Here is a 12106-nt window from a genome sequence, read left to right as displayed (position 1 = left end):
AGTTTATGGCGATAATTGGGTGATATTTGCAAAAGAGTACTTAGCAACTTGCGCACCTCAATTGGGTATTTAAACAGTTTATTGGCTGTATTTAACCACCTATACCTGGAATATCCTAAAAAACATTCGTCTCCGCCGTCGCCACTTAATGCTACTGTTACGTACTTTTTTGTGTGTTTACTTAAAAGTAAAGTTGGTATAGCACTTGAGTCTGCAAAAGGCTCGTCATAATAAGTAGCAAATTTTTCAATTAACGACATTCCCTCTTCAGCCCTGCAGTCTATAGTATGATGATCTGTTTTTAAATGGCGGGCAATTTTTGCTGCAAAGCCACTTTCATCGTAGTCTTTTTCTTCAAACCTGATACAAAACGTTTTTACCTGGTTTGAATTTTTAGCAGCAAGCGAAGCAACAAGTGATGAATCGATCCCTCCTGACAGAAAAACACCCAGGCCCACATCAGCATGCATCCTGATATTAACAGCATCAGTTAACAACTCTTTAAGTTCTGTTTTGGCCTCTAAATATGTTCCGGTATAGGCGTTCTCAAAGTTTGTATCCAGGTCCCAATACTTTTCTGTTTTAAAGCTGCGGGTAGTCAAATTATAGGTAAAATTATGTCCTGCCGGTAATTTTTTAATTTCGTTCCATGCAGAGCGGGGCTCAGGTACGTATCCCCATATAAAGTATTCGTTTATGGCCTGCCCATCAAGGCTTACATGCCTGCCAATAGATATCTGTGCAGGCTGGCTGGCAAATTCAAATCCGGTAGAATTTAACGCATAATAAAAAGGCTTTTTTCCTAACCTGTCGCGCGCTCCAAAAAGCCGGTCTGTAGCAGCGTCGTAAATTACAAAAGCAAACATTCCATTAAAATGTTTAACACATTGCTCGCCGTAATGAATGTAAGCGGCTGCGAGTACTTCAGTATCCGAGTCGGTATAAAACGCGTACCCCAATGTTTTTAAATGCGCTTTGATAGCCCTGTAATTGTATATCTCGCCATTAAAAACAACTTTGATATGTTCATATGAAAACGGTTGATCAGAGCGATGATCAAGATCTATAATAGCAAGCCGGTTATGACCCAGCGTTACCTGTCCCGACCGCTCAAACCCAGAATAATCAGGCCCCCTGAAATTTACCCGGGCTAACTTTTCCCGAACAACGTCATCAGTATAATAAAGTGTAGATCCGTATATACCGCACATTTGTATTTGGTTTTATTTTTATGATAACAAGCTTTCGTAAGCCTGGCCTATTGTTTTTAAATTGAACTTGCAATTTGTATCTTCTTTAATAAGCTGATGCAACCACAACCTGTTGCAGGCATTTTCAATGTATTCGCGCAATTGTGCATTGTCACCTTGCTCTGCAATGAAGCCATTAAAATTATCGCGTATAAGCCGATGGATACCGCCAACCCGAAAGGCAACCACAGGTACACCTACCGAAATTGCCTCAAGCACTACATTTGGAAAGCCTTCGGTAAACGAGCAATGAACAAGGAGGTCATGTTTTATAATTTGTGAAGTAACATCATTGATTTCGCCTAAGAATGTTACGCGTTTTTCAAGACTATTTGCGGTAACATAATTTTTAAGTGGTTGCATTAAAGGCCCATCGCCAACAATGGTTAATTCATAATTTCCCGGCAATTGTTTTATGATATCTAATAACCTAAACCAGCCTTTTTCTTTTATCAACCGCCCAACGCCAATTAGCTGCTTTCTCCCTGTAGCGCTATGCCCATTTCTGACTAAATCATTAGAGAGCACGGGGTTTGATATAACTTTAAGCTTTTTCAAACTTATACCGTACAACGTTGAAATTGATCGCTGCATCTCTTCAGACTGACAAACGACAAAATCAAACCTGAAGAAAAAAAACCTGGTGAAGAAATTGTAAAACCTGTTCTTGAAGCCGTAAAACTCTCGCATTTGCCGCGGATCATTTGATGCCCGCGCTATCAGATGGGGCACCTTTAGAAAAAAAGCCACCATACCCGTCAAAATATTAATATGATCGTTGGTTGAAAAAACTGCAAAAGGTTTTTCGTCCCTTAATATCTTATATAATTTAAAAAATGATTTTGACGCTTTCACTGTTTTAAGGTCGATATAACGAATACCTTGAATGTTAGTGGAGAAGCATTGCTCATTACTATTAAGTATAATTACAGACACTTCGTATTCATGGCTATTAAAGTATTGAGAAAGAAGCCAGTATACGCGCTCAGACCCACCAGCCCCTAATGAACTGACGATCATAAATATCTTTTTTTTCATAAAAACAGGTTATAAGAATATCCTGATCATTGGGGTTGCAAAGCCGGATCAAAAGTGTGACTATCCTGAGTGCGGGGTATATATATTTTAGCACATTGCAATGTTCCGAAGTATAAAAAAACAGTAGGACCATCCGCACTCAATAACCATCCGTTATGCGATAGGGCGTTTATAGATACTGCGATAAATGCAAATAAAAAGCATAAAAGCATAGCATGGTTTTTTAAGCGGATATGCTTAACTGTTTGATTAAATAATACTGCGATGCGGTAATATAGTGCACCCAACAAAGCTAAACCCAAAAATGGCCCCAGGTATGTAATAAACATCAAATACGCATTATGCGATGTTATGCCAAATTGGAAATAAGAATTTTTATAACTCACATCGTTCCAATCTTTCCCATAAAATATTAGGCCAAAAGGATAATCAGCATAAATTTTAAGGTTTTCTAACGACAGGTCAATCCGGTTAAAATCATTGGCTTCTTTAGCTTGATTTTTGGCGAGAATATTATTTTTATCGTCCAGGTTGTCTTTTATAACATATGTGTAGGCTAAAAAACCAATTAACAAGGTCATTGCAATTAAAACCAACCCTTTAAAACGATAATAAACAATCAGAAACAAAACGGCAACAACAATAAAACTGATAAAGGCAGATCTGTTCATGCCCAGATAAATACATGCCGCACAACCAAAAAGAGCTATAACTTTCAATATTATAGACCCTTTAAGTTTGTAGGTTAAAACAAAAATAAATGCAGTGAAAGCTGCTACCTGGTACCCAAAGGTAAACTGTGTTATTGCTAATCCGGCTGGGCTTTGTTTAACCTCTTCACCAAGTATTACGCTTCTTATGGGGTCAATTACGCTTTGATAACTATGATCTAAAACCATTAATATCATTGATAAAAAGAGCAGCCCTAAAAACACAACGACCGATAAATTAAACCGCTGTTTACTTAAACCTACAAAATAATTAAAAAAAACAGCACAGGTTAATATAGTGGTAATAGAAGCTACAAAAGCTTTGTAATCATGCATACCAAAGCCATCATATATAAACAGAGCGATTGTAAATAAGCCCATTTCATAATAATAAGCAAATGGTTGTGCAGATTGTTCAATGAACAGCATCATAACAATACCCAATATAATTGGAGCAGGTATTCTCCAAAAATCAGTCATAAAAATACCAAATGTAAGCGTGTACAGGTAAGTCACTATTAAGCAAAAACCCATTAATTTTTTAAGTGTCATAAATTGATTTTTAAGTAATTAACTACTTACTATAATTTTTTTCAAGGTTTGATGTATAATCATCATATCTATCCAAAAGTTATGATGATCGATATAGTAAAGGTTTTTTATAATTTTAGAAGGAATAATCTCACTGACATAAAGCTTTTCCGGATCTGCTGATTTTGATAAAAGTTCGTTTTCGTTGTAATATTGAATAGATGCCCAATCAGTAATACCCGGTTTAATGCTCAAAACTCTTTGTTGCTCGGGTGTATAAAGATTTACATACTTATTTACCTCTGGCCTCGGGCCAACAAAACTCATATCCCCTAAAAGAATATTAAACAACTGGGGTAATTCGTCCAGCTTTTTTTTCCGGAGCCAACAGCCATTTGGGGTGATCCTGCTATCATTATTACCAATTGTTAACAGGCCTTTTTTGTCAGAATCAACATACATTGTTCTAAACTTGATTAGCTTAAAGTTTACATGATTTAATCCAACCCTATCCTGCAAATAAAAAACCCCACCTCTTGAGTTATTCATTATCCAGATCGATATCAGTATAAACACGGGGCTTAAAACAATAATTCCAATTATTGCAAAGCATACATCAAAAACTCGTTTCATTGCAAATAGGATATATATTTTAAAAAACAACCACTTCTGTAGTTTCCAACTTTCCGATCTTTTTGTTTAAAATTTTCTCAACAGCATCTATCACCGCTCTAACAATGTATTCGATCTTGGTATCTGAAAGTTGGGGATAAATTGGCAATGATATTTCTCTTGAATACTGATCATACGCCATCGGAAAATCTTCAATTTTATAGCCCAGGCGTTTAAAATAAGTAAGCATAGGTAATGGTATGAAGTGAACGTTTACTGCAATTTGCTTACTTGTTATTTCATCAATTATCCAGTCGCGTTGCTGTTCGGTTATATTTTTAATACGAAGAGGGTAGATATGGTATGATGATTCATGCCCATGTTCGAATAAAGGCGGCAATTCAAATTCTTCAAACTCTTTAAATCTTTTCTGATATTTAAAAGCAATGGTTTTCCGCGATGGCAGCAACAGCGTTTCATACTTCCTTATCTGGGCAAGCCCTATAGCCGCGCAAATATCAGGCATGTTAATTTTAAGACCCTGAAAAAGTATATCGTATCGCCACCCTCCGCCATTTGATTTTTCGAAAGCATTCTTATTTTGCCCGTTAAGGGTATACATTTTCAGGTATTTATACTCTGCTTCAATATCAAAATTGCCAGGCAGGTTAAGGCAAATACAGCCACCTTCGGCAGTGGTTACATTTTTAACCGCGTGGAATGAGAATATTGTCACATCGCTTTCTAGTGCGGCGGCATGACCATTTGTTTTGGCACCTAGCGAATGCGCAGCGTCAGCAATTAATAATATCCTGTTTAAGATCGCTTGTTTTAATGATTCCGCTCTAAATAGTTTCTTTATTTCCCTTTTATTGATAATTTCAGTCAACTTTGAATAATCACATGGCCAGCCCGCTATATCAACTGCTATAATTACCTTTGTTTTGGATGTAATTGCCTTACGAACAGCTTCCGTATCTATACAGAAATCGGTAGTAATATCAACCATTACAGGTGTAGCGCCGCAATGCAATACGCTCAGGGCAGTTGCACAATAGGTATAAGCCGGAATAATAACTTCGTCGCCGGCTTGAACGCCAAACCATTTTAACATCAAAATAGCTCCTGATGTCCATGAGTTAACACAAATTGCCGCTTTGGTAGACGTTAATTTTACCACCTCCTGCTCCATGGCAATTACTTTTGGGCCGGTAGTGATCCAGTTTGTTTTTAGTGTATCTACAACTTCGTTAACTACACTTTGATCAATATATGGAGGTGAGAAAGGAATTTTCATGATTATTAATAATTTAAATTGTGAATAGAGATTTCAAGAATATATTATGAGGTTGCGACCGGTAGTATATAGAAATACAATTTTAATTTAAGCCGGATTTTAATATCACTTAAAAAAGACCGCGCAGTAAACGAGCATAAATGCGATACGTTTCATAGCAATTATCCCAAAAGGAATATGGCCTGTATGTTAGCTGAGTTGGCGATACAAAATCTTTATGGTGTTTATATATAAATGCTTTTAATTTTATAAAATTTTTTTCAGAGCAGGTTTCGGGATGATAATTAAAGGTCCAGGTGTTATCGGGCTTATGTGTTGCTTCCGACAGTTGTACCGGTATCCATTTGAATCCAAACCTTTTATATGGCGACGTTAATAAGCCGTCGCTGATGATGCTGATATTAGAATGTTTTTTAAGTGCTCTTAAAGTGTTACGATCGAAAGAATGTGCCGGAGCAACAAAAATATCCGACTTGATATTTTCGCGGTCAAAAATCTCTACCGCCTCTATTATTTTTCTTTCCTGCAGATAAAGTGGCAATCCGGCAAATTCTGAACGCCTGTTTTGCTTTAAGATACCCGAGTTACTATTCAAATAGCTATGTTCAAACCCGTGCATGGCTATGGCATATTCATTTTTTTGAAGATCACGTAGAAGTTGCCAATAATTATGGTTAAAACTTCCGCACCGGGTCAATTTTGGATCTTTATTATCTGGTATGGCAGCAATAACAGGCTTTATTCCGTAACGATCGAACAGGTTAAAAAAACGCTCCCATTTATTTAGATTGCTGGTTTGACACAAATCATCTAACCTGATTAAATATTGTACCATAAATATGCTGATTGGTTGTGCCCTTAGGGCCTGGTTATGTTAATTCAGTAACAATTTGGTTTGGAGCTAAAACCAATTGCGCCCATTTTTTCAATATGTTTTTAGCGTCATTAGTTTGGTTGATACACTTTGCATTATTACCTAATTTGCTTTTCAATTCTGTATTATTATCTAAACTGATGATCGCATCAGCAAACGCTTCAATATTTCCGGCGTTAACTAACAGGCCATTATGCTCATGTTTTATTATTTCAGCAGGGCCAAAATCACAATCCATAGCAACGCACGGACAACCAAAACTCATTGCTTCAATAAGTGCGTTTGGGTAACCCTCATTTCTGGATGGTAACACAAACAATTCTGCCTGGTTGTAATAATCCTGAAGGTTAGTTTTTGTTCCCGGCATAAACACCCGGCCTCCTAAACCTAATTTTTCGACCTGAGAAAGTAATGTAGCCCGCTCTTCCCCTTCTCCTATTATTAACAGATCTATATTATCAAGCTTTGCTAATTCATAGGCGGAAATAAGCTGATCAAAACCTTTTACATAAGCGAGCCTGCCTACCCCGAGTATAAATTTCCGGGAATGAACTTTACTTAATGATAGTCTGCCGAATTGCGATACCGCATTCTCGATCAGGTGTATATTGTTAAGCTTTTTAAAAGCTTTATTTTTTTTGAGACACCCTTCAACTCCCCGGGCACCTACCACAACCGCCGCCGCTCTTTTATATATCAATGCAGCCAGATTGCGACTTAAGTTATTTAGTTGATTGATGCTGCGATCTGGCGATGTTCTTTCAGATACTATATATGGTGTATTTGTAATATTACAGGTAACACCAGTCCATAAATTTGCCGATGTGATAAAAGAAATGACACAAACGGGGTTTTCTTTAAGGATGATAAACAGTAATTTGAAAAATATTTGAAATATGTAATAAAGCCTGTAAAGTATAAAATCGCTTTTCCTATCAAGTAGGTGATACACTTTCACCTCTTTATCAATTGTATAGGCAGGGCAACTCTTATTCAACGAAATAATTACTGGCTTGTAAACCAATTTACCAAATTGATTTGCCAGATTGATTAGTACCTTTTCGGCTCCACCGCCGTTTAGTGAAGGAATTACAAAACATATTTTTGGCTTATTGTTAGCAGCGGAAGTTATTTTCATTAACGATCAGGTATGATTTAAGGCTTAAACATCTCCCTTAATGGGAGCCGTTAACTTTAACTATTTTTGATCTTATGCGCGATATTGATTGCAATGGCTCAAGTTTATTTGTGCAGCGTATTTCAGGAGCCTTATTTTTTTCGAAATTTTGCCCTCTCAATAATAACCGGCATATCATATCCAGATCAGATACTGTTAAGGTGTGATATAAAGGAAGGCACAATATCCTGCTTGCAACTAATTCACAAACAGGCATTTCTACATTTTCAACATATGGCAATTTTGCCAATGAAGGATAAAAATATCGCCGGCTATATATCTGGGCTAATTCCAGGTTAGCTTTGGCTTGGTGCATTAAACTTTCGTTTTTAAATAATATGGGGAAGTAAGCGTAATTATAATCCTCATTGTTCTCGATTTTTTGAAATTTCACATCCATATTAACCAGCCGGTTTAAATATTGCTCTGATAAATATTTACGCATTTTTAGTATATCATTCACGTGATTGAGGTTACACAAGCCCATTGCGGCATGAAACTCACAATTTTTGGCATTTATGCCCTGCTCAGAAAAAGTATCAACTCCCGAATAACCAAAATTACGCATCAGGGCCATTTTCTTTAACAGATCCGGATCTTTGGTAAAAACTGCCCCTCCCTCAATTGTATGAAACAGTTTTGTAGAGTGAAAGCTTGTTGTACTGATATCGCCGTATTCAAATATCGATCTGTTTTTATATCGTGTGCCAAAACAATGTGCTGCATCATATATAACCTTCAAATTGTATTTATCAGCAATTTGCTGTATGGTATCAATAGCGCAAGGATTCCCATAAACATGAGTTGCCAATATAGCCGTTGTTTTTGGGGTAATAGCATCTTCAATTTTATACGGGTCAATATTAAACGACTCAGGATCAATATCAACAAATACCGGTTTGCACCCTTGCCAAACAATACTGCTTGTAGTAGCAACAAACGAGAATGGTGTTGTAATTATCTCGCCTGATAAATTCAGGGCTTTAATAGCCAGTTGCAGGGCCACCGTTCCGTTCGAAACAAATAGTAAATGATTTATTCCAAGGTATTCTTTTAACTTTAGCTCAAGAGTGTTTACCAATGGGCCATTATTAGTTAGCCATTGCCGCTGCCAAATACTCTTTATATAACTCTTAAATTCTTTTTCGGCGGGGAGAAAGGGTTTGGTTACAGGTATCATCTTTTTAAAATTAATTGGTTAAAATCGGTCAGCGCCTGTAGTTTAATTATTAAGCTGGATGCAAGGTAAAGCACTGCGTAACTTGCACCTGTTAGTATGATTAGCGGCAGATCGGGCATTAACAAGTTGGTTAGAATGAGGTTGAAAAAGAAGCATAAAGCACCTATTGCACCGGCCAGTAAGAGTATTGGCAAAATATCTGCAATTTGTTCTTTGATTGGATAAAAAATAAGCTTGCCACTATATATTGAATTAATGTAATAGCCGACAAAATTGAAGGCCAATTGAAAATAAAGCAATCCGTAAATACCAAATTGTATAAAGCTTAAAATACCTATTACACTAAGAATTTTTTTAATTACCTCTAACCTGAGGAATAAAGCACTTTTACCCAGCACCTTTAACACATTCAGATTATAAGAGTGTAAAGGATACATAATGCCACTTATACACAAAATTTGAAAGTATGGAACAGCCGGCAGCCACTTATCAGTTAGTAAAAGGTGAAACAAGGGCCTGGCAATTACACATAAAAATATAAGTGAAGGTGCATTCCAGAAAAGCACTTGTTGCATCAGTTTTTTATATACGTTTTTTAGTTTAACAACGTCGTCAGATATCTCGGCAAACATGGGATACGCAGCTTTATTAATTGCTGTAGAGATATTGCCTATAGGTAACTGGCTTACAGCATCGGCGCGAGAATAAAAACCAAGCTGTGATGCAGAAAAATATTTGCCTATAATAATGAGGTATAGGTTTTGATAAACAGTATCCAGTATACCGGATAATGTCATTTTGTAGCCGAAATTAAGGTGGTTTTTAAAACATTTTTTATCAAATATCAAAGCAGGCCTCCAATCGGATGTTATCCAGTGCATTGCTGTTGATAAGAACGATGTACACAAACCCATCCATACCAGGCTCCAAACCCCATAACCCATTTTTGCAAGTACTATTCCTAATATACCTCCGCCAATAGCGGCTGGTATCTGCATGTTGGTTTGCTTTTTAAATTTCATTTCCTTTATAAGCAGCGTACTTTGCACACCAAAAAAAGCATTGATAATCAGGATTATACCATATACCCGAACAATGTTTTTTAATAGCGGCTGATTATAAAAATCAGCTATAAGGGGGGCTGTTAAAAACAGCAAAACATATATCAGCGTGCTTCCGGCCAGGTTGAAATAAAATATGGTTGAATAATCGCGTTGATCAGCATCTGTTGTGCGTATGAGCGATGTGGTTAATCCGCTATCTAATAATGTATTGCCGATAGCGATAAAAAGCGATAACATCGCAATCAGGCCAAACTCGGCCGGATCAAGTATGCGGGCCAAAAAAATAGAGATACAAAAACTAACAAGCTTTGAACTTACCTGCTGCCATAGCGACCATAATAAGCCAGAAACAGCTTTTTCTTTTAAACTCATTTATTCGTTTATAGACGGGCATCAACAATACTATCAGGTAAAAATGCTTTAAGGTCATATAAAACCGTATTAGGTTTACACAAACCTTTTAGGTCCATCTCTTTAAATTCGTTATGAGCAACGGCAAGCAAAATACCATCGTATGTACGGGTTTTCGATTCGCCATTTTCGCAAATAATGCCATAAGCTTTTTTAGCATGATCGGCATTGGCCCAGGGATCGTGGATATGAACCTTTACATTATATTCCTCTAACCTGCGTACAATATCAATTACACGGGTATTGCGTACATCGGGGCAATTTTCTTTAAATGTAAAACCAAGTACAAGCACCTCTGCATTAACAAGTGACGTGCCTTTACAAGTCATTTTCTTAATAAACTGGTCGGCAACGTATGCGCCCATCGCATCGTTTATGCGCCGCCCAGCCAGAATTATCTCGGGATGATAACCAACTTCCTGTGCTTTTTGAGCAAGATAATATGGGTCTACACCAATACAATGTCCGCCAACCAAGCCTGGTTTAAAATCAAGAAAGTTCCATTTTGTTCCGGCGGCTTCCAATACCTTATGCGTATCAATACCCATCTTATTAAATATCATAGCCAACTCGTTTACAAAAGCAATGTTTATATCCCGCTGGGCATTTTCAATTACCTTGGCTGCTTCAGCAACCTTTATCGAATCAGCTTTAAATGTCCCGGCGGTAATAACAGATCCATATAGCTGATCTACTATTTCGGCGGTTTCAGCGTTTGACCCTGATGTGATCTTACGTATATTGGCCACAGTATGCGTTTTATCGCCGGGATTGATCCTCTCGGGCGAGTAGCCGGCAAAAAAATCAACATTAAACCGCAGATTAGATGCCCTTTCCAAAACAGGCATACATTCATCCTCAGTAACTCCCGGATAAACGGTTGATTCATATATCACGATATCGCCTTTTTTCAGCACCTTACCGATCAATAAACTTGCATCAAGTAACGGGCTCAGGTCCGGGCGATTATTTTTATCAACCGGTGTTGGTACCGTAATAATATAAATTGAACATTGCTTTAACGACTCAATCTCGGTTGTAAAAAAAAGCCCTTTAGTAGTTGTGCATACGTAGGTAATAACGTCCATCAATTCCGGCTCACTTACTTCCTTTGTATGGTCAAAACCTTCTTTAAGCTGGTCTATCCTTTTGTAGTTGATATCGTAACCAAATACTTTATATTTTTTCGCAAATTCTACCGCAAGTGGCAGACCCACATAGCCCAGGCCTACAATTCCAATCTTTGTATTATAGTTTAACTTTTTCATTTTCTTGATTTACGGATTGAAGCATAACTTGTTGAAATGGGATACGGGTTACCAGGGCACAGTTGATCTTGTCTAAAATCATTAGTACGTTTTTGCCATTAACCTGTAACACCTGGCCTTTTTGGTTAACAAAAACCCCGGCTTTTATTAATACATGATCTCCTACCGCTATATTTTGTAGATTAACCGCTTCCACATCCTTATAAAGGGTCAGATTTGTTTTTATATCTTCAATGGCTTTATCAGGTACTACAGCGGGTCTGCCCATGAAATACACATAATTAAGTACGCCTAATGTGTACAATACAATGGCTTCTTCGCGTAGGCTAACCCTAACAAATACGTACGAGTTAAATAATGGCAGGCTTACATTTTTTTTTCGGTCGGCCCATTGATTTTGTACTTGCCGTAATGGGCAATAAGCCTCAATACCCCGCTCATTTAGCTGTTTTTCAACTTTCTTTTCCCATCTGGGTCTGGTGTATATTACCAGCCATTTCTTTTCATTAAAATTAATGGCTGGCCTTTTAATGGCATTCAATTGAGTTTCCATAAAATATTAGGTATTAGAATAACGGTGTTTGAATGAGGGCAATAGCTTCGCCATATCACTTACATGACAGTTTTAGCTACATTTAGAAAAATTGATTGAAAATGGCCGGAGCCGGATGAAGAAAAACTTTTAAGCCTTTTT

General features: G+C 37.2%; 11 protein-coding genes. All 11 read right to left on the bottom strand.

Annotated elements, in window-relative coordinates; all coding sequences use genetic code 11:
• Positions 1 to 1211, bottom strand: a 1211-nt coding sequence (gene asnB / locus JWP71_RS13115) for an asparagine synthase (glutamine-hydrolyzing) (protein ID WP_299500743.1), incomplete at its 3' end; no start/stop codon positions are given.
• Positions 1212 to 1229: 18 nt separating this feature from the next.
• Entirely contained in the window at positions 1230 to 2288 is a 1059-nt protein-coding gene (locus tag JWP71_RS13110) for a glycosyltransferase (protein ID WP_299500741.1), read from the bottom strand.
• 26 nt (positions 2289 to 2314) lie between these two features.
• Complete coding sequence (locus JWP71_RS13105; protein ID WP_299500739.1) at positions 2315 to 3550, bottom strand: O-antigen ligase family protein; 1236 nt, start codon at positions 3548 to 3550, stop codon at positions 2315 to 2317.
• An 18-nt stretch (positions 3551 to 3568) separates the two neighbouring features.
• A complete protein-coding gene (locus JWP71_RS13100) occupies positions 3569 to 4162 on the bottom strand; it encodes a sugar transferase (RefSeq protein ID WP_299500737.1) in 594 nt (197 codons plus the stop codon).
• A 19-nt stretch (positions 4163 to 4181) separates the two neighbouring features.
• Complete coding sequence (locus JWP71_RS13095) at positions 4182 to 5438, bottom strand: DegT/DnrJ/EryC1/StrS family aminotransferase (protein ID WP_299500735.1); 1257 nt, start codon at positions 5436 to 5438, stop codon at positions 4182 to 4184.
• Between the two features lie 109 nt (positions 5439 to 5547).
• Positions 5548 to 6273 carry a DUF2334 domain-containing protein gene (locus tag JWP71_RS13090; RefSeq protein WP_299500733.1) on the bottom strand — a complete coding sequence of 242 codons (726 nt, stop codon included), beginning with the start codon at positions 6271 to 6273 and terminating at the stop codon, positions 5548 to 5550.
• A gap of 34 nt (positions 6274 to 6307) precedes the next feature.
• Positions 6308 to 7450, bottom strand: coding sequence for a glycosyltransferase (locus tag JWP71_RS13085; protein WP_299500731.1), 1143 nt, complete (start codon positions 7448 to 7450; stop codon positions 6308 to 6310).
• A gap of 37 nt (positions 7451 to 7487) precedes the next feature.
• Positions 7488 to 8669 (bottom strand): DegT/DnrJ/EryC1/StrS family aminotransferase, encoded by a 1182-nt coding sequence (locus JWP71_RS13080; protein WP_299500728.1) that lies wholly within the window; start codon positions 8667 to 8669, stop codon positions 7488 to 7490.
• Positions 8666 to 10105 (bottom strand): lipopolysaccharide biosynthesis protein, encoded by a 1440-nt coding sequence (locus tag JWP71_RS13075; RefSeq protein ID WP_299500725.1) that lies wholly within the window; start codon positions 10103 to 10105, stop codon positions 8666 to 8668. Before JWP71_RS13075 ends, JWP71_RS13080 begins: the two co-directional genes overlap by 4 nt.
• An 8-nt stretch (positions 10106 to 10113) precedes the next feature.
• Positions 10114 to 11412: a nucleotide sugar dehydrogenase gene (locus JWP71_RS13070; protein WP_299500723.1), complete on the bottom strand. Its 1299-nt coding sequence runs from the start codon at positions 11410 to 11412 to the stop codon at positions 10114 to 10116.
• Positions 11393 to 11965, bottom strand: coding sequence for a UpxY family transcription antiterminator (locus JWP71_RS13065; protein WP_299500721.1), 573 nt, complete (start codon positions 11963 to 11965; stop codon positions 11393 to 11395). Before JWP71_RS13065 ends, JWP71_RS13070 begins: the two co-directional genes overlap by 20 nt.
• Positions 11966 to 12106: the final 141 nt, after the last annotated feature.

The sequence above is a fragment of the Mucilaginibacter sp. genome, from assembly GCF_028287845.1.
Classification (GTDB): Bacteria; Bacteroidota; Bacteroidia; order Sphingobacteriales; family Sphingobacteriaceae; genus Mucilaginibacter.
The sequence above is the reverse complement of the archived record's forward strand: the minus strand, read 5'-3'. Positions and strand labels throughout refer to the sequence as shown.

Coding starts and splice junctions, on each gene's coding strand:
- JWP71_RS13110 (WP_299500741.1), bottom strand. CDS start 2,288: ATGAAAAAAAAGATATTTATGATCGTCAGTTCATTAGGGGCTGGTGGG.
- JWP71_RS13105 (WP_299500739.1), bottom strand. CDS start 3,550: ATGACACTTAAAAAATTAATGGGTTTTTGCTTAATAGTGACTTACCTG.
- JWP71_RS13100 (WP_299500737.1), bottom strand. CDS start 4,162: ATGAAACGAGTTTTTGATGTATGCTTTGCAATAATTGGAATTATTGTT.
- JWP71_RS13095 (WP_299500735.1), bottom strand. CDS start 5,438: ATGAAAATTCCTTTCTCACCTCCATATATTGATCAAAGTGTAGTTAAC.
- JWP71_RS13080 (WP_299500728.1), bottom strand. CDS start 8,669: ATGATACCTGTAACCAAACCCTTTCTCCCCGCCGAAAAAGAATTTAAG.
- JWP71_RS13070 (WP_299500723.1), bottom strand. CDS start 11,412: ATGAAAAAGTTAAACTATAATACAAAGATTGGAATTGTAGGCCTGGGC.
- JWP71_RS13065 (WP_299500721.1), bottom strand. CDS start 11,965: ATGGAAACTCAATTGAATGCCATTAAAAGGCCAGCCATTAATTTTAAT.
- JWP71_RS13090 (WP_299500733.1), bottom strand. CDS start 6,273: ATGGTACAATATTTAATCAGGTTAGATGATTTGTGTCAAACCAGCAAT.
- JWP71_RS13075 (WP_299500725.1), bottom strand. CDS start 10,105: ATGAGTTTAAAAGAAAAAGCTGTTTCTGGCTTATTATGGTCGCTATGG.
- JWP71_RS13085 (WP_299500731.1), bottom strand. CDS start 7,450: ATGAAAATAACTTCCGCTGCTAACAATAAGCCAAAAATATGTTTTGTA.